The following is a 23,836-nucleotide window of genomic DNA, read 5'->3' as shown; positions in this document are numbered from 1 at the left end:
ACATGTCATTAATCAGTATCCACGGCGCTTATCTCTCCTTCAGCGATGCGCCGCTGTTAGACAATACCGAACTGCACATCGAAGAGAACGAACGCGTCTGTCTGGTGGGCCGTAACGGTGCGGGTAAATCCACGCTGATGAAAATCATCAATGGCGAACAGCCACTGGATGATGGCCGCATTATTTATGAAACCGATCTGGTCGTGGCGCGTCTGCAACAGGATCCGCCGCGCAATATTACCGGTTCGGTGTATGACTTCGTGGCCGAGGGCGTTGAAGAGCAGGCTGAGCATCTGAAAGCCTATCACGCCATTTCCCATGTGGTGATGGAAGACCCCAGCGATAAAAACCTCAATGAGATGGCGCGTCTGCAGAGCATTCTCGACCACCAGAATCTGTGGCAGCTGGAGAGCCGCATCCATGACGTGCTGGAGCAGATTGGTCTGCAGCCCGATACCGAGCTGTCGTCGCTCTCGGGCGGCTGGCTGCGTAAAGCGGCGCTGGGCCGTGCGCTGGTGAGTAACCCGCGCGTCCTGATGCTGGATGAGCCAACCAACCACCTCGATATCGAAACCATCGACTGGCTGGAAACGTTCCTGAAGAACTTCACCGGCAGCATCATCTTTATTTCCCATGACCGTTCGTTTATCCGCAACATGGCGACGCGCATTGTCGATCTGGACCGTGGCAAGCTGGTCTCCTGGCCAGGCAACTACGATCTCTATCTGGAAGGCAAAGAGGAAGCGTTGCGCGTTGAAGAGATGCAGAACGCCGAATTCGACCGCAAACTGGCGCAGGAAGAGGTGTGGATCCGTCAGGGCATCAAAGCTCGTCGTACCCGCAACGAAGGCCGTGTGCGTGCGCTGAAAGCGCTGCGTCGTGAACATTCAGAACGCCGCGAAGTGATGGGCAAAGCCAACATGCAGGTGGGCGAAGCGTCCCGTTCCGGCAAGATTGTCTTTGAGCTGGAAAATGTCGACTACGCGGTCGATGGCAAAGTGCTGGTGAAGGACTTCTCAACCCAGGTGCAGCGTGGCGACAAAATTGCGCTGATCGGACCAAATGGCTGCGGGAAAACTACCTTACTACGCCTGATGCTGCAGCAGCTGAAAGCTGACCATGGTCGTGTGCATTCCGGCACCAAGCTGGAAGTCGCCTACTTTGACCAGCATCGCGCTGAACTGGATCCGGATCGCACCGTGATGGACAACCTGGCCGAAGGCAAGCAGGAAGTACTGGTCAACGGCAAACCGCGCCACGTACTGGGCTATCTGCAGGACTTCCTGTTTCATCCAAAACGTGCCATGACGCCGGTGCGTGCCCTTTCGGGCGGTGAACGTAACCGTCTGCTGCTGGCGCGCCTGTTCCTGCGTCCCAGCAACCTGATGATTCTGGATGAACCGACTAACGACCTCGACGTCGAAACGCTGGAACTGCTGGAAGAGCTGATTGATGGTTATCAGGGCACCGTGTTACTGGTGAGCCACGATCGTCAGTTCGTCGATAATACTGTTACCGAGTGCTGGATTTTTGAAGGCAACGGTGAGATTGGCACCTTTGTTGGCGGTTATCACGATGCTCAGCAGCAGCGCGCCGCCTACCGGCAGCACAAGGCAGCAGCACCGGCGAAAGCGACGGGCAACGCCTCTAAGCCTGCAGCCGAGAAGGGTGATGCGAAGCGTAGCGTGAATAAACTCAGCTACAATCTGGCGCGTGAGCTGGAACAGCTGCCGCAAAAACTGGAGCAGTTGGAAGCGCGTATCGGAGAACTGCAGGCGAAGATGAGTCATCCCGACTTCTTCAGCCAGGCACACGATCAGACGCAACCGGTGCTGGATAATCTGGCTCAGACTGAGCAGGAGCTGGAAACCGCTTTTGCGCGCTGGGAAGAGCTAGAGTCACTGAAAAACGGCGCGTAGGGCAGGGTTAACGGATGTGTTCAGCAGTGAAAAGTAACGCGTGGATGCTCTGTCCACAATGCGATTTAATGATTAAGCTGCCGGACATTCCCGTTGGCAGCCGTGCGTCATGCCCGCGCTGCCACACCTCCCTGACGGCCAACTGGCACGAACCGCGTAAACGGCCAACGGGCTATGCGCTGGCAGCGCTGTTTATGCTGCTGCTGGCGAATCTGTTTCCTTTTGTCTCAATGAAGGTGGCAGGGCTGACCAGCCAGATCACGCTGGCGCAGATACCTCAGGTGATGGTGACGGAAGATTACAGCAGTCTGGCGACGCTGTTCCTTCTCTTCGTGCAGGCGGTTCCGGCCTTCTGCATGATCACCATTATCCTGCTGGTCAATCGGGTCCCGTTGCCGACTGGACTCAAAACTGGTCTGGCACGTATTCTGTTTCAGCTACGTAACTGGGGCATGGCAGAAATCTTTATGGCGGGCGTGCTGGTCAGTTTCGTCAAGCTGATGGCCTATGGCGAGATCGGCCTTGAGACCAGTTTCTGGCCGTGGGTTCTGTTCTGTCTGCTGCAGTTGCGGGCCTTTCAGTGCGTTGATCGACGCGGCTTGTGGGACAGTCTGTCACCCCGACCTGCGCTGCCCCATCCGCCCGAAGTGGGCATCAGTGGTTTAGAGCAGGGTCTGCGCTCCTGTCCCTGCTGTACGGCCATTCTGCCGGAAGCAGAGCATAAGTGTCCCCGCTGCGGCGTCACGGCCGAGGCACGGCGTAAGCACAGCCTGCAGTGGACGCTGGCGCTGTTGTTCACCTCAATACTGCTTTATATCCCGGCCAACCTGTTGCCGATCATGGTGACGGAAACCCTCGGCACTGCCTATCCCTCCAATATCATGGCGGGGGTGATTGTGCTGTGGGGTGATGGCTCCTATCCGGTGGCGTTGGTGATCTTTATCGCCAGTATCATGGTGCCTACGCTGAAAATGCTGGCGATTGGCTGGCTTTGCTGGGATGCCAGCGGACGCGGACAGCGTGACAGCCACAGGATGCACAAAATTTATGAAGTGGTCGAATTTGTAGGCCGCTGGTCAATGATCGACGTGTTTGTTATTGCCGTGCTCTCTGCGCTGGTGCGCATGGGGCAATTAATGAATGTTTATCCGGCGTGGGGGGCAGTATTGTTTGCAATGGTGGTGATTATCACCATGATTGCTGCCATGACCTTTGACCCGCGATTAACCTGGGATCGTGTACGCGAAAACAATATGAAGGAGTCGCGCCTTGACGGAAACTAATCACGGCCATGCAAAGGTGGAACAGATTAAGCGCTGGTCGCCGGTCTGGATTGTCCCCATCGTTACGCTGTTAATCGGCGGATGGATCCTCTTTTATCACTTCAGCCATCAGGGGCCGGAAGTCACCCTCATCACCGAAAACGCCGAAGGCATTGTTGCGGGTAAAACCACGATTAAAAGCCGCAGTGTGGATGTCGGTGTGGTGGAAAGCGCGGTGTTAAGCGACGATCTTCACCATGTGGAAATCAAAGCGCGCCTGAATTCAGGCATGGAAAAACTGCTGCACAGCGACAGCGTTTTCTGGGTGGTGAAACCGCAGGTGGGTCGCGAAGGGATCAGCGGTCTCGGTACTCTGTTATCCGGTGCCTATATCGAATTACAGCCGGGCACTAAAAGCCAGGCACCCGAGCAGTTTAAGCTGCTGGATGCGCCGCCGTTAGCGCCACCGGATGCCAAAGGGATTCGCATCGTGCTGGACAGCAAGAAAGCGGGCCAGCTCAATCCGGGGGATCCGGTGCTGTTCCGTGGCTATCGCGTCGGTACGGTCGAGACCAGTGCTTTTGATACCGAAAAACGCATGATGACCTATCAGCTGTTTGTCGCTGCGCCTTACGATCGCCTGATTACAACCAACGTTCGCTTCTGGAAGGATAGCGGCATCGCCGTGGATATGTCCGCTTCAGGAATGCGGGTGGAAATGGGATCGCTGACCACGCTGTTCAGCGGCGGCGTCAGTTTTGACGTGCCGGATGGCTGGGAGCTGGGTCAGCCTGCGCAGAATAAGTCTGACTATCATCTGTTTGACGATCAGCGCAGCATTCAGGACTCGCTCTACACCAACCATATTGATTACCTGATGTTCTTCACCGACTCCATCCGTGGTCTGCAGGCGGGGGCGCCGGTTGAGTTCCGCGGCATTCGCCTGGGTACCGTCTCAGAAGCGCCATTGATGAAAGCCGGTCTGGACCAGGCGCTGAACAATGATTACCGTGTGCCGGTGCTGATTCGCATTGAGCCGGATCGCTTTATCAGCCGACTGGGTGAGAACTTCGATCTGCAACAGCATCTGCAGGATGGTAAAAAACGTGGCCTGCGTGCGACGCTGAAAACCGGCAGTCTGTTGTCGGGTGCGCTCTATGTCGATCTCGACTTCTATGACAATGCACCGCCTTACAAAGGTCCGCAGAAAGTCTCTGGCTATGAAGTTATCCCAACGGTCAGCGGTGGCCTGAGCCAGATTCAGCAGAAGCTGATGGCGGCGCTGGATAAGATCAACAGTCTGCCACTGAACGGTATGGTCAATGAAGCGACAGGCACGCTGAAAGAGAGCCAGAAAACGATGCGTGATCTGCAGCGCACCATCGACAACATCAACAAAGTCACCGCCAGTCCGGCTATGAAAACCCTGCCGGAAGACCTGCAGCAGACATTGCGCGAGCTGAACCGCAGCATGAAAGGCCTGCAGCCAGGTTCACCAGCCTACAGCAAGCTGGTGGGGGATATGCAGCGCCTGGATAAGGTTCTGCGTGAACTCCAGCCGGTGTTAAGAACGCTTAACACCAAGAGCAATGCGCTGGTATTTGAGGCAAAACCGGGACAGGATCCCCAGCCGAAGAGGGCGAAACAGTGAATAAAGGATTGATACTTTGTGCCGCGCTGGTGTTGAGTGCGTGCAGTAGCAGCGTTGACAATACCTGGTATCAGCTGCCCTCCGGGGCAGCTTCCATGCAGGTCAGCAGCAGCCAGCTGAATGAAGCGCAACCGATGTTATGGGTGCAGCAGGTGACGGTGCCGGACTATCTGGCAGGCAACGGACTGGTTTATCAGACCAGCGATGTCAAATACGTTATCGCCGCGAATAATCTCTGGGCCAGCCCGCTCGATCAGCAGTTGCAGCAGACATTGATCACTAACCTGAGCAAGGCGCTGCCAGGCCGGCTGGTCGCAGGTTCACCTTTAGGCGCGCAGCACGATACGCTGAATGTGACCGTAACAGGCTTCCAGGGGCGCTATGATGGCAAAGCAGTCGTCAGTGGCGAATGGACGCTGGAACATCAGGGCCGGCTGACCAAGCAGGCGTTTAACCTGGTACTGCCGCAGACCGAAGATGGCTACGATGCGATGGTCAGAACCCTGGCGGCGGGCTGGCAACAGACAGCACAGAAGATTGCCAATAGTGTGGTTGCGTTAAATTAAGATTGATGTGAATAAATAAGCTAAGCCCCTGACCGATTGTCGTGCTTTCCCGACAGGGATCAGGGGCTTTTTTATTAGCTTAATCAGAAAGATAGTGTTGTTGCATGCATCACAGAACGTCATTATTTTTACCGATTAAGGTCACATTTATGACACTGGCATGAAGATTGGGCATTGATCTTTGGGTGCGCAGGAGGTAGAACATAAGGGTGGTTGAACATTAATTCACCACTTTTCTTTCCACCAGATTCCACAGACCTTACATGAGGGACACGGAGTATGAAGAGACAGAAACGAGACCGCCTCGAACGCGCCCATTCACGTGGTTATCAGGCAGGCATTACTGGACGCTCAAAAGAGATGTGTCCGTATCAGTTGATTGACGCTAAGTCTCACTGGTTGGGAGGTTGGCGACAAGCCATGGAGGACAGGTCGGTAGCTGCATAACCGGATGTCACTGAAAAGGGAATATAACCTCCGCCATGCGCGGAGGTTTTTGTTTCCGGGGGAAACACTTAGAAAGCGGCGGTATCTTTAAACAGGCCGACTTTAAGATCGCTGGCGGTATAGATCAGATTACCGTCAACCAGCACTTCACCATCTGCCACGCCCATAACCAGTTTGCGGTTAATAACGCGTTTGAAGTGAATGCGGTAAGTCACTTTCTTCGCATCTGGCAGGACCTGACCGGTGAATTTCACTTCACCCACGCCCAGCGCACGACCTTTACCTTCGCCGCCCAGCCAGCCCAGATAGAAACCAACCAGCTGCCACATGGCATCAAGGCCCAGACAACCCGGCATCACCGGATCGCCAATAAAGTGACAGCCGAAGAACCAGAGATCAGGATTGATATCCAGCTCCGCTTCAACAAAGCCTTTGTCATATTTGCCGCCGTCTTCGGTCATTTTGACCACGCGGTCCATCATCAGCATGTTGCCGGATGGAAGCGGCGGACCATTTTCGCCAAACAGTTCACCACGACCTGACAGAATCAGATCTTCTTTGGTATAGGATTCGCGTTTATCTACCATGTTTTCAATAAGCCTTGTTTTAGTGAATCACGAATATTAGCGAACAGTTGTACGCTGAGCAAATCGGATTAACGGTGGTTGAACCAGTTAAGCCAGCGCAGCGCCCAGGGACGTTGCGGACCGTCCGGCTGGTTGAACAGGCTAATGCGTTCCTGGATGGTATTCAGCAGGCAATCGCCCAGGCCATCCTCGGTACTCCAGATTTTACCGGTCAGCAGCGGTAGCGCTTCATCGGCACGGTCAATTGCCCAGATATGGAAATGACCCTGTTCAACCGCACTGACAACCGTCTGGCTGAGGCTGAGATGACGGACATTGCTGGCGGGAATAATCACGCCCTGCTGACCTGTCAGTTCTCGCTGATGGCAGATATCAAAGAAGCCTTCGATTTTCTCATTCAGTCCGCCCACCGGTTGTACGTTGCCGAACTGATCAACCGAGCCGGTCACCGCAATTTGCTGATTGATGGGCTGATTAGCCAGCGCGCTGATTAAGGCACAGAGTTCAGCCAGTGAAGCACTGTCACCATCCACCTCGGAGTAAGATTGCTCAAAGACCATTGAGGCCGAGAAGGGCAGTTGCTGATCGAGTTCCAGTTCGGCAATCAGGTAAGCCTGCATAATCATCATGCCTTTGGCATGAATATTACCGCCCAGCTCCGCTTTACGCTCGATATCCATGAATTCACCATCGCCGGGATGTACCACGCAGGTAATACGCGAGGGATCGCCCCAGGCACGGGGATGGCCAGGATATTCAACGACCGACAGGCCATTAATCTGACCAACCACTTCGCCTTCGGTTTCAATCAGAATCTGTCGCAGCAGGATCTCGTCACGCATCCGCTCATTGAGATAATTCTCGCGCCACAAACGCGCTTCCAGCGCATCACGCAGCGCTTCAGCGTTCAGTTCATCGCCCATCAGGGCCGATTCGCGCATCTGGCGTTGTAGCCAGCGGGGGCAGAGTGGCAGCGTCTCCTGATCGCCGCTGTAGCGGACGCCTTCTTTAATCAGTTCTGGCCAGAAGTCCGCTTCCGGCTGGGGCAGCCCCGCCTGTTGCGCCAGTTCGATGTTCCAGCGACACCAGGCAAGCATGTCATCTTCATCCAGAATCTGAATATTCTCTTCAAATTCAGTATAGATGGCCATTTCGTGAGCTTCGGGATCCAGCTCCTGAAATTCTGCCAGCGCTTCCCGATCGCCACACAGGACCAGTTTCAGATTGAGGGGCAAGGGAGGAATCGAGACTGGCAGCGGCCGGCGTTCATCCTGAGATGTCCACTCAACATAGCCCTGCTCAATACACTTTTTCAGGCGTAACCAGAGAATCGGTTGCGTCATCAGGCTACGCAGTGAAAGCAGCAGCGTGCCGCCATTAGCACGATGGATCAGGCCCGGTTCCAGCTGGATGCGATCTTTATACTGGCGCACGCAGCCAAACAACTGCTCCATCTCAGTCCATTCAGCAAAGTGAATACCACCCTGACTGGTGAATGGGCGTTGAGGATCGGAGGGGGGCTGGAGCGTGACGTTGTCGGCCATGATATGGTAATCACCGCCGAATAGAGTGGTACTGTCGGCCATAACCCGCTCTGCGGCCTGGGCAATGAATGTCAGATAATCGCGATTCTCCTGGCTACGAACCAGCAGTAACGGGAAACCCTGCGTCTGATGGTGTAAATGCGCCAGTGCATTCAGCAACCGGGGCTGTACCGTTGCCAGAGCATCAGTTTCTTCATCAGCAATTCGGGAGAAAACGGATTGGTATTGCGCGCTATCTGGCTGTAAGGTCTGCCACGTAAGTTGAGTGCTGGTCAAAATAATCGCATTTGTCTGTTTTAAGAAAAGCGAGATTATACAGGATTCACCCTTGTTAAGCACTGCAGACTTCCTGTTGAAGATGTGATGGTGACAGCATGTTTTTCGTTGCTGCATCCGGGAAAAAAGCTGTTATTCTTAGTTCGTTACGTGATCACGATGAGATTCCGATGAAATACCAGCAACTCGAAAATCTTGAATGTGGATGGAAGTGGAAATACCTGGTGAAAAAACATCGGGAAGGTGAACTGATCACGCGTCACCTTGAGTTAAGCGCGGCGCAGGCAGCAGTGGATAAGCTGCTGGCAATGGAAAATAATCCGGTTACAGTGAATGAATGGATCGCAGAACATATTCACGCTGATCTGGATAACCGACTGAAGCAGACCATCCGTGCCCGACGAAAACGCCATTTCAACGCTGAACATCAGCATACGCGAAAAAAATCGATAGACCTGGAATATCTGGTCTGGCAGCGACTGGCAGGTCTGGCACAGCGGCGCGGCTGCACGCTCTCTGAAACGATTGTTCAGCTGATAGAAGATGCAGAACGTAAAGAGAAATATGCCACTCAGATGTCGAGCCTGAAGCAGGATTTGCAGGCGATTCTGGGTAACTCCGGTTCAGAGAGCGAATAATCGGGCAGGGCAATCAGAGCCTTCATCTCTCAGTCCGGTTTTATTACCGGCATAAAAAAACCCCGCCTTAGCGGGGTTTTTTATTACGTATAAACTTAAGCCTGTGGCTGAGTTACAACGTCTTTGATACCTTTAACGTCGATTTCTACACGACGGTCCGGCGCCAGGCAGTCGATCAGGGCATTACGGCCTTTCACGCTGTCACAGGTGTTGCCGGTAACTGGGTTAGATTCACCCATGCCACGTGCAGAGATCTTGTTAGAAGGAATACCTTTAGATACCAGGTAATCTACGACTGACTGAGCACGTTTCTCAGACAGTTTCTGGTTGTACTGCTCTGAACCGATGCGATCGGTGAAGCCCAGTACGACAACGGAACCATCTTTAGGATCCATTGAGCTCAGCTGGCTGTACAGCTGATCCAGAGCCTGCTGGCCTTCTGGCTTCAGGGTAGATTTGTTGAAGGTGAACAGAACGTCAGACTTCAGAGTGAAACGCTTGGTTTCAACAACTGGAGCTGGTGCTGGAGCCGGAGCTGGCGCCGGAGCAGCGACGTCATCCTGACCGAAGCGGTATGAAACGCCTACGCTCAGCATGCCGTTGTCTGGACGAGTACCAACGGTCTGTGCATCACCGATGTTGTTAACCCACTGGTAATCCAGACGGGTAGCCCAGTTTTTGGTCAGCGCATATTCAACACCAACAGCAGCCAGCGGAGATACGCCGGTGTCGTGGTCGCTGATGCGGCCAGTAGTTGGGTTAGTCTGCGTTGAGTCTGCACGCCATACCATGCCGCCCAGACGAGTATACACGTCCAGATCGTCATAGATTGGGTAGCTCAGTTTAGCAGCCAGCTGAACGCCCTGTGCTTTGAATGCGCCGTTAGTCACGTTGCCTTTGTTAGGCATGCGACCCAGCCAGTCATAGCCCAGCTCGAAGCCCAGGTATGGATTTGCCTGGTAACCAACGAATGCACCTGCACCCAGCTGGCTTTCATGAGTTGGACCGTCATTGTTTTCGTAACCGTTACCGTAGTAACCAGTGTCGTGATACTGAGACCAGCCCAGTTTAGCACCGGTGTACCAGGTGTCATCTTTCGGAGCGGCCTGCGCTACGGTAGCGAAGCCAGCCAGTGCCACTGCAATTGCGATAGCTGTCTTTTTCATTTTGCGCCTCGTTATCATCCAAATAGGCAATGAGCAAAAAGGTTGCTCTTGGTTTAAATCCTTCGCCGGGTCAAAACGCTCGCTTATGACTCTACCGCAAAAAACGGAGGTTATTGAGCACCCTGGCGAGCTAAAGTCTACAACGAGATTGGAAACTTACAAGTATGATGTGAGGCGCTTATGTAAAAAAACAGCGATTTATACACAATTTCTAACAATTAGGCTGGTCTTATTGCCGCGGCAAAAAGCCCTAAAAACTTGCTAAACCATTGTCAACGCTCGAACTAACAGAATCAGTGGTTTAGCTGCGACAGATAAGAAAAATAGCTTGGGAAACTTCTGATTTTTACTTAATGAAACAAATCCGACTGAATTTTTATCGCAGTTTGCGGTCTGAGAGGCGCTTCTGATGTCCCGCTTGCACGCAAAATCAATCCTAACGCTTCACCCTCTGCCGCCGCATTTTCAAGTTGACGTCGTTCATCTTCGTCAAGATCGTAAGGAATCCATGCCAGAACGACACTGTAATTTCCTGTACGCAATGCTTTAACCATCGCTTCAACCGCATTCAGACGTTCAGAATCGGCGATATGCATACTTTTATCCAGTGGTAATCCTGATTCCTGCAGCCAGGTGCGATTCAGTTTATATGCCGGTGTTAACCACAACTGCCAGCGTGATTGCTGACTCAGCTGCTGCAATAAAGGCAACAGCAACATCTGCATCATACCGGGCTGTTCGCTGTAGCGTAACTCAGTAATTCCACCGCCCTGAGAGGCCGGAACGGAAGAGGACGCATAATGATGAGCATAGCGTGAATTATCAGGATGTTGTGTTCGCATAAGTTAATCACCAGCAGTGGACTGTATGAATATACAGTACTGTCATCCTGGATAAAGATCAACCCAAATTTCTGAAAACGCCTCGCAAAATCGCGACAAGATTAGTTGAAACGCTATTTATTCATTGAACCCGTTGACGCTTTTTTTTATCTTCTAATTACCTGATACCCAAGGTAATTTACGATATATTTCTTACATGGAGGTGGTGCAATGAAAAAGGTGAATCCGGTTGTAGAGCGCTCCAGAGCGCGCCTGGCCCCATTAGGAACAATAGAGTCGCGCACCCAGTTCGGAGGCTATGCCCTGGCTGTAGAAAGTGTGGTTTTTGCCTTAATTAATAAAGACGAACTCTATCTGCGTGCCAGTGAACCTTTGCGGAAATACCTTACAGATCGTCCGCTGCAACCCCTGATTTTTCGCAAGCGGGGCAAGCTGGTGAGTCTCAATTACTTTCGGGTCGATGAGGCGTTGTGGCGCGACCCTGACCATCTGCTGGCGCTCTCTGCTGCCTCTTTAGAAACGGCGCAGCTGGAGTTGCAGGACCGACAATCCTCACCGCGGTTAAAAGATCTGCCAAATCTCAGCGTACGTATGGAGATGATGCTGTACGAGGCGGGCGTCATGAGCGTCAATCATCTCTACCAGATGGGGGCTAAACAGTGCTGGCTGAAGCTTAAAGCGATCAACCAGCACGTTGGGTTCCAGACATTACTTGCGCTGCAGGGGGCGATCACGGGCCACCATGCCGCTGCGCTGCCGCAGGCGACACGGGCGGAGCTGAATGCGTGGTTCCAGCGCACGCTTTTATCAAACCCCAATCTCAGAAACGGCGAAGGCTAATCAGTGATTAGCGTGCGGCGCAGGCGAGCCACATCGGGCATTAATGCCACCAGCAGACCGAGTTGCTGGAGCACCAGCGGCGCACGCGTATCCGCATCTGCGGCCAGCTGGCTGATTCGCTGAGCCAGTTGATGGCGCATCGTTTCTACGTGCTCATCGCTGACAACTTCCGTCTGCAGCACATCCTCCACATAGCAAACCGTATCATCCAGCAATGTCAGCAGTTCGGGTGCGGTAATTTTATCGCGGTGAGCGCCCAGCGCAGAAATGTAACTCAGAAACGAATGGTTGGAGCAAAGCAGCTGAAAAGCCGAATCGCGCAGCTTCTGGCTGGTGCGACTTTCACTGCTCATGTTTGAGACCACTGACGCCAGTTCAGCATCCGCGTTATGCGCATCACGCCGTGCAATGCGATAGGCGAGACGGTTATCTTTGCCCTGATGATATTGCTCCATGATCGCGTCCAGATAGCGGCAATTCGCTTTCAGCGTTCGTTCTGCCACGGCAGGTAACTGACGAAAGCGCCAGTCAGGCCAGATAAACGCGACAGCCAGCCAGGCCAGGCCACAGCCCAGTAAGGTATCCACTACCCGCGGCAGGGCAACCTCAAACCCTTCGCCCAGCAGGTTAAAGCAGAGCAGCACCAGCAGAGTGATAAACAGCGTGGCCTGTGCATACTGCACCTGCCTGAAAGCGAAGAACAGGACGCCGGTAATCACTATCAGGATTAACTGACCTTCAATCGAAGGCACCAACCATAAAACGGGCAGACCAATCGCAATCCCCGCCAGTGTTCCGCCGATGCGCAAGGCCAGTCGTCGCTGCGTTGCATTGTAGTTAGGCTGGCAGACAAACAGGCTGGTCAGCAAAATCCAGTATCCCCGCTCCAGTCCGGTTACCTGAATAAAACCATATCCAATACAGAGCACCACAGACATCCGAACCGCATGCCGGAACAGCGCCGATGCGGGCGAGAGGTGGCGGCTGAAGCGCAGCCGGATATCACTCCAGCCACTCAATCCTTCGCGTGACAGCAGATTGTCACTGTGCTGAGGATCTTCACCGGCCAGCGTCTGTTCTGATTCGATCGAAGCAAGCTGTGCGTCGATGGCGCGCAGGTTGCGCAGCAGCCAGAAAAGAGCACGGGTATGCGTAGCGTCAGGATCATGCTGCTCCAGACGTTCTATCGCTTTCTGTAATCGTTCAAATGCACGCTCAAAACGGCTGTCATGCACCCACCTTTGACGCATCAGAATGCAATGTGCCAGCTGGCGACAGGCCTGAGCCTGCATATTCAGCAGGCGCTGAAAGCGAAACAGAATTTCGTTGTAGCGCCAGTCGCCCCGCAGCAGATGATATTGCAGATGGGAAGAGCTGGCCCGTTCATGAATATCCTGCGCCACAAAGTAGTAGTGCAGACTACGGCGGGTGCCGCGCGACCCGCGATCGCCGCGCAGGCGACTCTGCAGTGTGGTCTTGGTCAGATTAAGTTGCGCCACTAACTGGCTGTTGACCATCGCCGCATCGATAAACGCGGCATCATCCTGATCGCCCGCGTCGGGATCAAAAAGATTCGCTTTGGCATCAAGGTAACGCGCCAGTTGTGAAAAACTCCCGGCCAGTTGCTCCTGCACCGGCCGGACCGGAAACATCAGATGGCCCAGTAATGTCAGCAGGTTGTACCACAGCGCGCCGACCAGCAGCAGCATCGGCTGCATATACCACTGGCTGAACAGTCCGATGCCGAGCATGGTATAGACCGCAATCAGCAGAGCACCAAAGGCGATAGTCGCATAGCGCTGGCCAAGAGCGCCCAGCAGAATAAAGCCCCAGGTCGAGATTGCCAGCCCGATAATAAAGGCGAATGGATAGGGAAACAGTAACTCGACTGAAACCGAGGCGATGCAGAAGCAGAGCAGGGTAATCAGCAGATTCTTCAGGCGACCGGCCAGGCGATCATCGAGATCGGCCAGCGCAGCAGCGACCACGCCCAGGGTCAGAGGGATCGTCCACTCAATCTGATGCAGCCACCAGGGAATGGCGGCGCAGCCACTCAGTGCAAACAGGATCCGCAGCAGATAGCGCCACGTACTGTTAAACAGATATTTGCGCCAGCCTGGCACGGCATCCGACATCATATTAATAGCGGCGGGCATTGGCTTCGCGCGCGGCGCGCGCCTCTTCCACTGATACCACCCTGCGGCCAACCGGCCAGAGCGCGATAGCGGCGATCTTAAAGTTCGCAATCCCTACCGGAATACCGATGATACTGATGCACTGCACAATCCCCACGGAGATGTGCGAAAGGCAGAGCCACCAGCCAAAGAAAATCAGCCAGAAGATATTCAGAAAGGTGCCGCCGGTATTCAGAATATGACTCTTACTTTCCGGACGCAGCACATCAACATGCACCGCCTCGTTGCCAAATGGCAGCAGCGAGAGTTTGGTGATTTCCCAGCAGGAGCGGGTCAGCGGCAGGGTAAAAATCAGCACGATGCTGATTAACGTGGCAAACAGCCAGCTCAGGGTGGTGAAAAAACCGCCCAGAACAAAATTAAGAATATTTAAAACGGTGCGCATGATCTTCTTTTCCTTTTGCATTCCGCAAGATGTGACGCCAAGTTTAGCCTGTTTTAAGGCTGGAGCGCTAAGGGTCTGACAGGTAAACTCCCCCTAATCCTATTCTCTGACGTTGGTGTCGGCGTGGAACTGAAAGCAACCTCGATGGGCAAACGGCTTGCCCAGCATCCTTATAATCGTGTCCGTTTGATGGCGGCAGGCGTCGAAGTCAGCGGCGATAAGCATGAGTATCTGATCCCCTTTAACCAGTTACTGGATATCGCCTGCAAGCGCGGGCTGGTGTGGGGCGAGCTGGAGTTTTTGCTGGCCGATGAAAAAGTGGTCCGCCTGCATGGCACGGAATGGCAGGAAACGCAGCGCTTTCACCACTATCTGCTGCAGGCCTGGCAGAGCTGGAGTCTGGAGATGAGCGCAGTGTGCCGCGAGGTGCTGCAGGCGCTACGCGACGAAATCGAGGCGTTTGGCGCACAGGATCGCTGGCTGAACCGCCACGAGTTGCAGGCGCTGAAAACCAACATCCTCAAACAGTTCGATGCGTTGCCGATGCCGCTCTCACGATTAAAAGATTTTGCTGACTGCCGGGACAACTGGCAATTCTGTCAGCGCTGGCTGGAGCAGGGCGAAACGGCGTTGCGGCAGCGAAACCGTGACTGGACGGCAGCCATGCTCACCCGCTATCAGGATTTCTTTGCAAGCGTCGAGAGCACGCCACTCAATCAGTCGCAATGTGAGGCGGTGGTTAATGGCGAGAATTCTCTGCTGGTGCTGGCAGGCGCGGGCAGCGGTAAAACCTCGGTGCTGGTGGCCCGCGCAGGCTGGTTAATGCAGCGCAAGCTGGCCAGCGCCGATCAAATCCTGTTACTGGCATTTGGCCGCCAGGCGGCTGAAGAGATGAACGCACGTATCCAGTCGCGGCTCTCCGCCGCTGACATCCAGGCGCGGACCTTCCATTCTCTGGCGCTGCATATTATTCGTGAAGGCAGTAATAAGCAGCCGGTTATCAGCAAACTTGAGAGCGATGCCGATGCGCGTCGCACGCTGCTGATCCAGCAGTGGCGGCAGCAGTGCCATGAGAAGAAGGCGCAGGCAAACGGCTGGCGTCAGTGGCTGCGTGATGAACTGGAGTGGGAGTTACCCGAGGGGCCATTCTGGGAGGACGACCGGCTGGCAAACCGGCTGGCAAACCGGCTGGCGTCACGGCTGGAGCGCTGGCTTGGTCTGATGCGCATGCATGGCGGTGCGCAGGCAGCGATGATCGCCGACGTACCTGAAGAGATCCGGGATCTCTTCAGTAAGCGCATCAAACTGATGGCACCGTTGATGAAAGCGTGGAAGAGCGCATTAAAAGAGGAGGGCGCGGTCGATTTTTCGGGTCTGATTCACCAGGCGATTGCCATTCTGGAAAAAGGACGGTTTATCAGTCCGTGGAAACACATTCTGGTAGATGAATTCCAGGATATCTCGCCTCAGCGTGCCGCGTTGCTGAGCGCATTACGCCAGCAGAATAAGCGTACTGCACTGTTTGCTGTTGGCGATGACTGGCAGGCTATCTACCGATTTAGTGGGGCGGAGATGACGCTGACGACGGCATTCCATCACTATTTTGGTGAAGGAGACCGCTGCGTACTGGACACAACCTACCGTTTCAACGACCGCATTGGCGACATTGCCAACCGGTTTATACAACAGAACCCGCAGCAGCTGGCAAAACCGCTGAACAGCGTCACCAAAGGCAATAAAAAGTCGATTTCGCTGCTGGCGCAGGATCAGCTGGAAGCCTTGCTGAACAAACTCAGCGGTTACGCGAAGCCTGATGAGCGAATTCTGCTGCTGGCGCGTTATCACTATCTGCGGCCGGATTTACTGGATAAAGCCAGAACCCGCTGGCCAAAGCTCAATCTGGAATTTATGACGATTCATGCCAGCAAAGGTCAGCAGGCGGATTACGTCATTTTGCTGGGATTACAGCAGGGTAAAGAGGGCTTCCCGGCAGAGGCGCGCGAATCGATTATTGAACAGGGCTTATTACCGCAGCCAGAAGCGTTCCCTGATGCAGAAGAGCGCCGTCTGGCCTATGTGGCACTGACGCGCGCGCGTCAGCAGGTTTTTCTGATGTTCGATAAGGCAGCGCCGTCACCGTTTGTCGATCACTTCCGCGAGCTGGGTGTGCCGGTGCTGCGTAAAGCCTGAGTTACTTCAGACGATCGGCCAGATAGCGCTGATAGTCGGGGATCATAATCTCTACACTTTGCGCAAACAGTGGCGACTGAATGATAAAGTCAGCCGTGGAGCGGTTAGTGGCTACCGGGATATTCCATACGGTAGCCAGACGCAGCAGCGCTTTGACATCCGGATCGTGCGGCACTGCGTTGAGTGGATCCCAGAAAAAAATCAGTGCATCGATCTTTCCTTCCGAAATCAGCGCACCCACCTGCTGATCGCCGCCCATCGGGCCGCTCAGCATGGCTGTCACATTCAGGCCCGTATCGCGATTGATCAGATTCCCGGTAGTGCCGGTAGCATAGAGGATGTGCGATTCCAGCGCGGGCTGGTTTTGTTTCACCCAGTCAAGCAGGGCAGCTTTGCAGTGGTCGTGGGCGACCAGCGCGATATGTTTTGTGGTGCCGAGGGTACGAACAGTCTGTTCCATAAAGGCGTCCTGGTAAGGCCCATGCGCAAGAAGAGAGAGCATGAGTGTACCTCTGGCCTTTCGACTCTATCAACTCGTACGTAGCATTTTGACCAGCGTCAGAAGCTGCTGACGCGTGGCTTCATCGAAGCGGTGAAACCAGCGGTGCAGCGAGGGCAGTTCGGCCTGAGTAGTCCAGTCCAGATCGGCGGTAAGCCGGACGGAAGAGGGCGTTGCAGAAGGGGTATTTGCAAACCGCGGCACAGAGGCAATCTGGCGGGTGCGATTATAATTCAGCATCGCTTTTTCCATATCTGCGGATGTAGTGACCGGCAGGTGGTCGCGCACGCTGGTAATCTCCATGCCTTTTTCATCCACCAGCTGAAAGTTCAGGCTGCGGTCAAAATGATAACGCTCGCGTTTTGTCTCCAGCGCAGGCAACTGAATGGTAATGGTTTTGGCAACCGCGGTGAACGTGACGATCATCGGTACCGACTGATAAGCGATGACGTTCTCATTCTGACCTTTGCGCTGCTGCTCTACCCGAAACAGAAACTGATGCTGACCGCGGTCCAGCTCCAGGCTGTCTGCGCCTTTGAGGAGGGAGCCTGAAATTTTTCGACCATCCAGCACCAGCAAATCGATCTGAGGATCGAGCTTTAATGTGATGGCAGAACAGGACGCCGAAACGAGGAGGGTAATTAACCCCGTTACAGCCAGCGACAGCTTCATTTCAACTCCGGTAACTGAAGACACAAAGGATGGTGTGTAGCAAATTCTTACATTATGGCAGTTAATTTACATTTAAACATATTTATTCGTGCGCGGGTTCAATTAATTTCGCTGAGGACTTACCCGCTAAAGGGCACGCCAATCTACACTCAACACTGGCCTGAAAGGAGTTAAACATGAACGATCAGACAATTCGTGAGGTGCTGACGCGCACCCAACGTATCGCCTTAGTCGGAGCAAGCGATCGCCCCGAACGTCCCAGTTACGGTGTGATGAAATATCTGCTCGACCAGGGATATGAGGTGATCCCGGTCAGCCCGAAACTGGCAGGGAAAACGCTGCTGGGGCAGCAGGGGTATGCCAGCCTGGCGGATGTACCGGGCAAGATTGATATGGTGGATGTCTTTCGCAATTCTGAAGCCGCGTGGGGCGTGGCGCAGGAGGCTATCGCCGTGGGGGCAAAAACATTATGGCTGCAGCTGGGTGTGATTAATGAGCAGGCGGCGGTACTGGCACAGGATGCGGGCATGACGGTGATTATGGATCGCTGCCCGAAGATTGAAATTCCGCGTCTGGGAATAACGCGTCAGAAATGATGAGTGTGGCGGCAGAGCGTGCCGCCACAGATTAATGTCGCAGATGAGGTGCCTGTAATTGCTGACGTACCGATGCTGCCAGCTCATCCATTGAAGGCTGCTCAGGGTGTTCAATGCTGGTTTCGCCGGAAAGCTGAATCTCAGCAACATAGGTATGTACCTGATCGCCTTCCTCATCTTCCATCACCACATGATACCAGGGCGCGGTGCGCATTTTCTCTTCCGCGCCAACATCTTCAATTTTAGGCTCATCTAACGAGTATTCAGGATCGACATCGACGATAACGCCCAGTACGCCGGACAAACGATGACGAACCTGCTGACCAATACCAAATTTACTGGCAATCATTGTGACCTCCCAAAAAAAAGCTCTCTTACCAATATGGGGGCAGGAGCCGTTTTTTCAAGTCACATTACGCGGCAGGCGAAACCTTTCAGGTAGAGACCTTCCGGATAGCTGGCGATCACCGGATGATCCGCGGCCTGGCGGAACTGTTCGATAAACTGTACTTCACGGCCCGCATCCAGCGCGGCATCAGCGATGATCTTCTGGAACAGATCGGTGGCCATCAGACCGGAGCAGGAGAAGGTCATTAATACGCCGCCCGGATTCAGTAACTGAATGGCAAGCATATTGATGTCTTTATAGCCGCGACAGGCGCCCATCAACTGGCTTTTGTTTTCAACGAACTTTGGCGGATCCATAATAATCAGATCAAATTTCTCGCCACTGTCCCGGTAACGGCGCAGCAGTTTGAAAACATCATCACGCTCAAATTGCGCGCGTGAGAGATCCAGCTCATTGAGTTCAACGTTCTGACGGGCAACGTCCAGCGCCTCCTGTGAAGTATCCACGCTGATCACTTCTTTACAGCCACCCATCAGCGCAGAAACCGCGAATCCACCGGTGTAAGAGAAGCAGTTAAGGACGCGGGCATCCTGCGCGTAACGACGCGTGGCGAGACGGCTATCACGCTGATCAAGGTAATAGCCGGTTTTGTGACCGCCCTGGATATCCACCAGCAGCTTCATGCCATGTTCGGTAATCGGCAGCAGCGGCGGCGGCAGTTCACCGGTAACGGTGCCCTGCGTCAGCGCCAGCCCCTCTTTCTTACGAACGGCGACGTCAGAACGGTCATAGATGGCGCAGCCAGGGAAACAGTGCTGCAGGGCGGTGATGATCGCTGCACGCTGATATTCTGCGCCTGCTGAGAGCAGCTGCATCACTAAAAAGTTGCCAAAGCGGTCAATGGTGACGCCCGGTAAACCATCAGATTCACCGGCGATCAGGCGATAGCTGTCCAGACCATCGCGGGCCGCCAGCCATTCGCGCCACTGCTGTGCCTGTTCAAAACGGCGGACAAAGAAGGCGATATCGATGGATTCATCGGCCTGCCAGCTCCAGACGCGGGCGCGGATCTGCGACTCGGGTGAATAAGCGGCGCGAGCCAGCCATTTACCGTTGCTGTCACAAACGTCAATGGTTTCACCCAGTTGCGCTTTACCTTCCAGACGCGCAACGGCACCTGAAAAGACCCATGGATGGCGACGGAGCAGGGACTTTTCACGTCCCTTTGCGAGAATCAATCTGACTGTCATAGTTTGCTATGCTTACCTGAAAAAATGAGGCGCCATTGTCCGGTGGATAACGGGAAATTGCAACGAACAGCAGCAGGAGAGAATAATGTCAGCAGCCTGTTTTAAAGCATGGGTTCATGGCCGCGTCCAGGGCGTCGGGTTTCGTTACAGTACTCAGGCAGAAGCCAGGATGCTGGGCGTACTGGGCTATGCGCGAAATCTGGATGACGGCAGTGTCGAGGTGCTGGCCTGGGGTGAGGCGGAGCAGGTCGATGCGCTGATCGCCTGGCTTAAAGCGGGCGGGCCACGCAGCGCGCGCGTTGAAAAGGTGCTGGTGGAGCCGCACCAGCCCGCAGAGCCGCCCCGCGATTTTACGACCGGTTAATTACAGACATTTCGCCGGTTTAGGCAGGCCGGCGATTTTCGTCGCCTGTTTAGCCGGCCCTTCAGGGAACAGGCGAAACAGATAGCGGCTATTGCCTTTCTCTTCCCCATATTTCTGCGCCATCGCCTTCACCAGCATTCGCACGGCAGGGGAGGTGTTATATTCCAGATAAAAGGCGCGCACAAAATGGACCACTTCCCAGTGTGCTTCGGTCAGGGTCAGGCCTTCCTGCTCAGCGATGTGGACAGCCAGTGCTTCACTCCAGTCGCCGGGATGCTTCAGATAGCCTTCGGCATCGACGGCGATTTCGTTACCGTTAAAATTCACGTGACATCCTCTTAGTAAATGACGGCGCAGTTTATCAAACCTGGCGGGCAGTAAAAGCAAAAACCCCGCCGAAGCGGGGTTTTACAGGCTACTGTCACTGCGGATTAGTTACTGCGGGCAAACCCCAGCAGGCTCAGCAGGCTGACAAAGATGTTATAGAGCGAAACATAGAGGCTGACCGTCGCCCGGATGTAGTTGGTTTCGCCACCGTGAATGATGTTGCTGGTTTCCCACAAAATCGCACCGGCTGAAAACAGAATGAACAGGGCGCTGATGGCCAGATGCAATGCAGGCAGCTGCAGGAAGATGTTGGCTACCACAGCAACCAGCAACACAACGAAACCTGCCATCATCATGCCGCCGAGGAAGGACATATCACGACGGGTGGTCAGCACGTAGGCCGAACAGCAGAAGAACACCAGCGCCGTGCCGCCCAGCGCCAGCGCTATCACGTCACCCATGCCTGCGGTTAAGAATGAGCTCAGGATAGGCCCCAGGCAATAACCCAGGAAGCCGGTAAAGGCAAAAGCGGCCAGGATGCCCATCGGGCTGTTAGCCAGACGGTAGGTTAAAAACATTAAGCCATAGAAGCCAACCAGCATCAGGATTAAACCCGGCGCAGGCAGGGCCAGCAGGGTGCTGGCGGTAGCCGTAACGGCCGAGAAGGCCAGGGTCAGTCCGAGAAGAAAATAGGTATTGCGCAGAACTCTGTGCGTAGACAGCAGTGAGGACTGCGATGAGGTGACAATTCTTTCCATGTTGCGCTCCTTTAAGCAGAACACCAAATATGTGCCGAGAATACGCAGGCCATTAAAGAGGGAAAAGGCGTTTTACCCTTCTTTACGCGCTAAACTGCTAATTGTTTGAGCAGAGTGGCGATTTTGACACCGAAAAATCACAATCTGGCTGTTTTTCAGGCGAATAGACAGATAGGTGCTTTACATCCCTAAACGGGGTGTTTATAGTGCGCGTCATTGCGGAGGGGTGGCCGAGCGGCTTAAGGCAGCGGTCTTGAAAACCGCCGATGGGAAACCATCCGAGAGTTCGAATCTCTCCTCCTCCGCCACTTTATCTGCCCTGGGCGATAAAGCGGCAAAAATAGATGTTTTGCCAATGCAGTACAGTTTCAAAACGGAGGGGTGGCCGAGCGGCTTAAGGCAGCGGTCTTGAAAACCGCCGATGGGAAACCATCCGAGAGTTCGAATCTCTCCTCCTCCGCCACATTTTACAGGCCAGCACGCAGTGCTGGCCTGTTTCGTTTCTGCTCTCTCTGTAACTTCTTCCTGTCTGAAAAAAGCATGCCACTCTCTGTGACGCGTGGCTGCGCATTCATCTCTCCGGTGCATCTCTGCTATAGTCCACTCACCGTTTTTGCAAACATCTGGCGCTTTTCTGAGGCGAGCTGAGTTACACTGTTGATTACATCGCTCTGAGGCGAGCTAATGGGTTGATAGCCAGAGTGTTTCTTTACTGAATGAATGGAATAGGCACAATGATCAAGAAACTGAGTCTTTGCGCATTGTCAGTGCTCGCTGCATTGCCGGTCGGAACGGTAGCATTTGCTGCTGAGGGTGATATGCAGCTGCAACAGGTGCTGATGTTAAGTCGTCACAATCTGCGTGCACCGCTGGCTGATAATGGCAGCGTGCTGGCGCAGTCGACCAAAAAGAGCTGGCCGCAGTGGGATGTTCCCGGCGGACAGCTGACCACGAAAGGTGGTGTGCTGGAAGTCTACATGGGTAACTACACCCGTCAGTGGCTGGCACAGCAGGGCCTGGTAAAGAACGGCAGCTGTCCTGACAGCAATAACGTCTTTGTTTACGCCAACAGCCTGCAGCGCACTGTGGCCACCGCCCAGTTCTTTGTTAATGGCGCCTTCCCGGGCTGTGACGTCGCGGTCTCTCATCAGGATGAAATGGGTTCCATGGATCCTATCTTCAATCCGGTTATCACAGATGGCAGTGAAGCATTCAATAAGAAAGCGCTGGCTGAGATGGCCGCTGCAAATGAAAAACTGTCGCTGAAGCCTGCCTTCCAGCGCCTGGAAAAGATTGTCGACTACAAAGCATCGCCGGCCTGCAACAATAAAAAGCAGTGCGATCTCAGCAGTGGTCAGAACACCTTCAGCGCTGAAAATGGTAAAGAACCGAATGTCAGTGGCCCGCTGAAAACGGGGAATTCCCTGATGGATGCGTTCACGCTGCAATATTACGAAGGTTTCCCGCTGGATCAGGTTGCTTGGGGCCAGATCAAAACGCCTGAGCAGTGGAAAGAGCTGTCAGCGATTAAAAATGGTTACCAGGATGCGCTGTTTACCAGCCCGGACATTTCCCGTGAAGTGGCGGCACCGCTGGTGGACTACATCCGCAGTCAGTTAGTGGACCAGGACAAAGCCAACGCGCCAAAAATTACGCTGATGGTAGGCCATGACTCAAACATCGCCTCGCTGCTGAGCGCGTTGCAGGTCAAGCCTTATGAACTGCCTGATACCTTCGAAAAAACGCCGATTGGCGGTCAGGTTGTTTTCGAACGCTGGCATGATGCCAAAAATGATAAAGACCTGCTCAAAGTTGAGTATGTCTATCAGAGCGCCGATCAGTTGCGCAACGCAGACGTGCTGAGCCTGAAGAACCCACCGAAGCGCGTTACGCTGCAGCTGGCGGGTTGTGAGACCGATGCAAACGGCTATTGCAGCTGGGATCAGTTCTCTCAGGTGCTGAATGCTGCGTTGCAGGGCACGCCAATGCAGCCAGCGGCGGCACCACAACCGGCAGCCCAGTCTGACGACGACAGTGCGAAAGCAGCAGCGACCAATGACGCTGCTGCTGATAAGGCTGAAGCGGATAAAGCGACCGCGGCGAAAGAGAAGGCTGACGCCGATAAAGCTGCCGCTGAGAAGTCTGAAGCGGATAAAGCCGCCGCTGAAAAAGCAAAAGCGGACAAGGCAGCAGCCGATAAAGCTGCGGCTGAGAAGGCAAAAGCGGACAAGGCAGCAGCGGATAAAGCTGCGGCTGAGAAGGCAAAAGCGGACAAGGCAGCAGCGGATAAAGCCGCCGCTGAGAAGGCAAAAGCAGACAAGGCAGCAGTGGATAAAGCCGCCGCTGAGAAAGCGAAAGCGGACAACGCGGCAGCGAAATCAGCCAGTGCCGATAAAGGTGCGGCTGACCAGGCTAACGCCTCGAACACGCCTGCAACAGCGCACAACGACGACTCAAAGTCAGCAGCTGTGGCAACACAGTAATCGCGCTATCCGGCTGATAATAAAAAACCC

The 23,836-nt window shown here is 54.2% G+C and carries 23 protein-coding genes and 2 tRNA genes; 13 read left to right on the top strand and 12 right to left on the bottom strand.

The genetic code is table 11. The annotated features are described in order from the left end of the window. Window positions 1-2 precede the first annotated feature (2 nt). From OK409_RS07835 to rmf, 5 genes are all read left to right on the top strand, one after another. Window positions 3-1,919 (top strand): ABC transporter ATP-binding protein, encoded by a 1,917-nt coding sequence (locus OK409_RS07835; protein ID WP_031592840.1) that lies wholly within the window; start codon window positions 3-5, stop codon window positions 1,917-1,919. A 14-nt stretch (window positions 1,920-1,933) separates the two neighbouring features. After that, window positions 1,934-3,202 (top strand): membrane integrity-associated transporter subunit PqiA, encoded by a 1,269-nt coding sequence (gene pqiA / locus OK409_RS07830; RefSeq protein ID WP_010669781.1) that lies wholly within the window; start codon window positions 1,934-1,936, stop codon window positions 3,200-3,202. Beyond that, entirely contained in the window at window positions 3,189-4,832 is a 1,644-nt protein-coding gene (pqiB, locus tag OK409_RS07825) for an intermembrane transport protein PqiB (RefSeq protein WP_010255015.1), read from the top strand. The genes pqiA and pqiB overlap by 14 nt, the downstream gene beginning before the upstream one ends. Continuing rightward, window positions 4,829-5,398 (top strand): membrane integrity-associated transporter subunit PqiC, encoded by a 570-nt coding sequence (pqiC, locus tag OK409_RS07820; protein ID WP_022625928.1) that lies wholly within the window; start codon window positions 4,829-4,831, stop codon window positions 5,396-5,398. Before pqiB ends, pqiC begins: the two co-directional genes overlap by 4 nt. A gap of 279 nt (window positions 5,399-5,677) precedes the next feature. After that, window positions 5,678-5,845 carry a ribosome modulation factor gene (rmf, locus tag OK409_RS07815; RefSeq protein WP_008925875.1) on the top strand — a complete coding sequence of 56 codons (168 nt, stop codon included), beginning with the start codon at window positions 5,678-5,680 and terminating at the stop codon, window positions 5,843-5,845. Window positions 5,846-5,913: 68 nt separating this feature from the next. Here rmf and fabA read toward each other — a convergent pair whose 3' ends face one another. Beyond that, on the bottom strand, window positions 5,914-6,432 hold the full coding sequence (fabA, locus tag OK409_RS07810; RefSeq protein WP_009091047.1) for a bifunctional 3-hydroxydecanoyl-ACP dehydratase/trans-2-decenoyl-ACP isomerase: 519 nt from the start codon (window positions 6,430-6,432) through the stop codon (window positions 5,914-5,916). Window positions 6,433-6,500: 68 nt separating this feature from the next. After that, window positions 6,501-8,369 (bottom strand): Lon protease family protein, encoded by a 1,869-nt coding sequence (locus tag OK409_RS07805; RefSeq protein WP_264366944.1) that lies wholly within the window; start codon window positions 8,367-8,369, stop codon window positions 6,501-6,503. A 53-nt stretch (window positions 8,370-8,422) separates the two neighbouring features. Between OK409_RS07805 and matP the strand changes: the two genes are divergently transcribed. After that, a complete protein-coding gene (matP, locus tag OK409_RS07800; protein WP_138919647.1) occupies window positions 8,423-8,890 on the top strand; it encodes a macrodomain Ter protein MatP in 468 nt (155 codons plus the stop codon). 95 nt (window positions 8,891-8,985) lie between these two features. Here matP and ompA read toward each other — a convergent pair whose 3' ends face one another. Both ompA and sulA read right to left on the bottom strand, forming a co-directional pair. Next, on the bottom strand, window positions 8,986-10,056 hold the full coding sequence (ompA, locus tag OK409_RS07795) for a porin OmpA (protein WP_010255028.1): 1,071 nt from the start codon (window positions 10,054-10,056) through the stop codon (window positions 8,986-8,988). A gap of 350 nt (window positions 10,057-10,406) precedes the next feature. Then, the gene (gene sulA, locus OK409_RS07790) at window positions 10,407-10,898 is read right to left on the bottom strand and encodes an SOS-induced cell division inhibitor SulA (RefSeq protein ID WP_031592832.1); all 492 of its coding nucleotides are present in this window, start codon (window positions 10,896-10,898) and stop codon (window positions 10,407-10,409) included. A 210-nt stretch (window positions 10,899-11,108) separates the two neighbouring features. Here sulA and OK409_RS07785 point away from each other — a divergent pair, with 210 nt between their 5' ends. Beyond that, window positions 11,109-11,738: a TfoX/Sxy family DNA transformation protein gene (locus tag OK409_RS07785; RefSeq protein ID WP_264366943.1), complete on the top strand. Its 630-nt coding sequence runs from the start codon at window positions 11,109-11,111 to the stop codon at window positions 11,736-11,738. Here OK409_RS07785 and yccS read toward each other — a convergent pair. Beyond that, on the bottom strand, window positions 11,735-13,894 hold the full coding sequence (gene yccS, locus OK409_RS07780; RefSeq protein ID WP_031592830.1) for a YccS family putative transporter: 2,160 nt from the start codon (window positions 13,892-13,894) through the stop codon (window positions 11,735-11,737). The two genes, OK409_RS07785 and yccS, sit on opposite strands and share 4 nt — an antisense overlap. Then, complete coding sequence (locus OK409_RS07775; RefSeq protein WP_010669786.1) at window positions 13,878-14,318, bottom strand: YccF domain-containing protein; 441 nt, start codon at window positions 14,316-14,318, stop codon at window positions 13,878-13,880. The genes yccS and OK409_RS07775 overlap by 17 nt, the downstream gene beginning before the upstream one ends. 123 nt (window positions 14,319-14,441) lie before the next feature. On the opposite strand from OK409_RS07775, the gene helD reads away from it, so the two are divergent. Beyond that, window positions 14,442-16,508 (top strand): DNA helicase IV, encoded by a 2,067-nt coding sequence (gene helD, locus OK409_RS07770; RefSeq protein ID WP_264366942.1) that lies wholly within the window; start codon window positions 14,442-14,444, stop codon window positions 16,506-16,508. Window position 16,509: 1 nt separating this feature from the next. Here the strand turns inward: helD and mgsA are convergent, their stop codons facing one another. Together mgsA and OK409_RS07760 are read right to left on the bottom strand one after the other, a co-directional pair. Next, window positions 16,510-16,968 (bottom strand): methylglyoxal synthase, encoded by a 459-nt coding sequence (mgsA, locus tag OK409_RS07765; RefSeq protein ID WP_010246657.1) that lies wholly within the window; start codon window positions 16,966-16,968, stop codon window positions 16,510-16,512. A 69-nt stretch (window positions 16,969-17,037) separates the two neighbouring features. Next, on the bottom strand, window positions 17,038-17,679 hold the full coding sequence (locus tag OK409_RS07760) for a DUF2057 family protein (protein WP_010246655.1): 642 nt from the start codon (window positions 17,677-17,679) through the stop codon (window positions 17,038-17,040). Between the two features lie 176 nt (window positions 17,680-17,855). On the opposite strand from OK409_RS07760, the gene OK409_RS07755 reads away from it, so the two are divergent. Beyond that, complete coding sequence (locus tag OK409_RS07755; protein ID WP_010669789.1) at window positions 17,856-18,275, top strand: CoA-binding protein; 420 nt, start codon at window positions 17,856-17,858, stop codon at window positions 18,273-18,275. Window positions 18,276-18,306: 31 nt separating this feature from the next. Here OK409_RS07755 and hspQ read toward each other — a convergent pair whose 3' ends face one another. Together hspQ and rlmI are read right to left on the bottom strand one after the other, a co-directional pair. After that, window positions 18,307-18,624: a heat shock protein HspQ gene (gene hspQ / locus OK409_RS07750; protein ID WP_010246651.1), complete on the bottom strand. Its 318-nt coding sequence runs from the start codon at window positions 18,622-18,624 to the stop codon at window positions 18,307-18,309. Between the two features lie 59 nt (window positions 18,625-18,683). Continuing rightward, on the bottom strand, window positions 18,684-19,874 hold the full coding sequence (rlmI, locus tag OK409_RS07745) for a 23S rRNA (cytosine(1962)-C(5))-methyltransferase RlmI (RefSeq protein WP_022625919.1): 1,191 nt from the start codon (window positions 19,872-19,874) through the stop codon (window positions 18,684-18,686). An 85-nt stretch (window positions 19,875-19,959) separates the two neighbouring features. Between rlmI and yccX the strand changes: the two genes are divergently transcribed. Beyond that, window positions 19,960-20,238, top strand: a complete 279-nt coding sequence (yccX, locus tag OK409_RS07740) for an acylphosphatase (RefSeq protein WP_157351821.1) — start codon at window positions 19,960-19,962, stop codon at window positions 20,236-20,238. On the opposite strand, the gene OK409_RS07735 is transcribed toward yccX, so the two are convergent. After that, window positions 20,239-20,565, bottom strand: coding sequence for a TusE/DsrC/DsvC family sulfur relay protein (locus tag OK409_RS07735; RefSeq protein ID WP_010669791.1), 327 nt, complete (start codon window positions 20,563-20,565; stop codon window positions 20,239-20,241). It lies immediately after the preceding gene. A 104-nt stretch (window positions 20,566-20,669) separates the two neighbouring features. Further along, window positions 20,670-21,323 carry an FtsH protease modulator YccA gene (yccA, locus tag OK409_RS07730; protein WP_003850014.1) on the bottom strand — a complete coding sequence of 218 codons (654 nt, stop codon included), beginning with the start codon at window positions 21,321-21,323 and terminating at the stop codon, window positions 20,670-20,672. Between the two features lie 220 nt (window positions 21,324-21,543). On the opposite strand from yccA, the gene OK409_RS07725 reads away from it, so the two are divergent. The 3 genes from OK409_RS07725 (at window position 21,544) to agp (ending at window position 23,806) form a co-directional block, all read left to right on the top strand. Continuing rightward, window positions 21,544-21,631 (top strand) — tRNA-Ser (locus tag OK409_RS07725). A 67-nt stretch (window positions 21,632-21,698) separates the two neighbouring features. After that, a tRNA-Ser gene (locus OK409_RS07720) sits at window positions 21,699-21,786 on the top strand. A gap of 271 nt (window positions 21,787-22,057) precedes the next feature. Beyond that, entirely contained in the window at window positions 22,058-23,806 is a 1,749-nt protein-coding gene (gene agp, locus OK409_RS07715; RefSeq protein ID WP_264366941.1) for a bifunctional glucose-1-phosphatase/inositol phosphatase, read from the top strand. Window positions 23,807-23,836 lie beyond the last annotated feature (30 nt).

The sequence above is a fragment of the Pantoea sp. RG18 genome (genome assembly GCF_025910075.1).
In the GTDB taxonomy this organism is placed as follows: Bacteria; Pseudomonadota; Gammaproteobacteria; order Enterobacterales; family Enterobacteriaceae; genus Pantoea; species Pantoea agglomerans.
The sequence above is the reverse complement of the archived record's forward strand: the minus strand, read 5'-3'. Positions and strand labels throughout refer to the sequence as shown.

Coding starts and splice junctions, on each gene's coding strand:
- pqiA (WP_010669781.1), top strand. CDS start 1,934: ATGTGTTCAGCAGTGAAAAGTAACGCGTGGATGCTCTGTCCACAATGC.
- OK409_RS07785 (WP_264366943.1), top strand. CDS start 11,109: ATGAAAAAGGTGAATCCGGTTGTAGAGCGCTCCAGAGCGCGCCTGGCC.
- sulA (WP_031592832.1), bottom strand. CDS start 10,898: ATGCGAACACAACATCCTGATAATTCACGCTATGCTCATCATTATGCG.
- hspQ (WP_010246651.1), bottom strand. CDS start 18,624: ATGATTGCCAGTAAATTTGGTATTGGTCAGCAGGTTCGTCATCGTTTG.
- OK409_RS07755 (WP_010669789.1), top strand. CDS start 17,856: ATGAACGATCAGACAATTCGTGAGGTGCTGACGCGCACCCAACGTATC.
- yccS (WP_031592830.1), bottom strand. CDS start 13,894: ATGCCCGCCGCTATTAATATGATGTCGGATGCCGTGCCAGGCTGGCGC.
- matP (WP_138919647.1), top strand. CDS start 8,423: ATGAAATACCAGCAACTCGAAAATCTTGAATGTGGATGGAAGTGGAAA.
- yccA (WP_003850014.1), bottom strand. CDS start 21,323: ATGGAAAGAATTGTCACCTCATCGCAGTCCTCACTGCTGTCTACGCAC.
- fabA (WP_009091047.1), bottom strand. CDS start 6,432: ATGGTAGATAAACGCGAATCCTATACCAAAGAAGATCTGATTCTGTCA.
- mgsA (WP_010246657.1), bottom strand. CDS start 16,968: ATGGAACAGACTGTTCGTACCCTCGGCACCACAAAACATATCGCGCTG.
- ompA (WP_010255028.1), bottom strand. CDS start 10,056: ATGAAAAAGACAGCTATCGCAATTGCAGTGGCACTGGCTGGCTTCGCT.
- rmf (WP_008925875.1), top strand. CDS start 5,678: ATGAAGAGACAGAAACGAGACCGCCTCGAACGCGCCCATTCACGTGGT.
- OK409_RS07760 (WP_010246655.1), bottom strand. CDS start 17,679: ATGAAGCTGTCGCTGGCTGTAACGGGGTTAATTACCCTCCTCGTTTCG.
- yccX (WP_157351821.1), top strand. CDS start 19,960: ATGTCAGCAGCCTGTTTTAAAGCATGGGTTCATGGCCGCGTCCAGGGC.
- rlmI (WP_022625919.1), bottom strand. CDS start 19,874: ATGACAGTCAGATTGATTCTCGCAAAGGGACGTGAAAAGTCCCTGCTC.
- OK409_RS07805 (WP_264366944.1), bottom strand. CDS start 8,369: ATGCAGCAACGAAAAACATGCTGTCACCATCACATCTTCAACAGGAAG.
- OK409_RS07835 (WP_031592840.1), top strand. CDS start 3: ATGTCATTAATCAGTATCCACGGCGCTTATCTCTCCTTCAGCGATGCG.
- OK409_RS07775 (WP_010669786.1), bottom strand. CDS start 14,318: ATGCGCACCGTTTTAAATATTCTTAATTTTGTTCTGGGCGGTTTTTTC.
- agp (WP_264366941.1), top strand. CDS start 22,058: ATGATCAAGAAACTGAGTCTTTGCGCATTGTCAGTGCTCGCTGCATTG.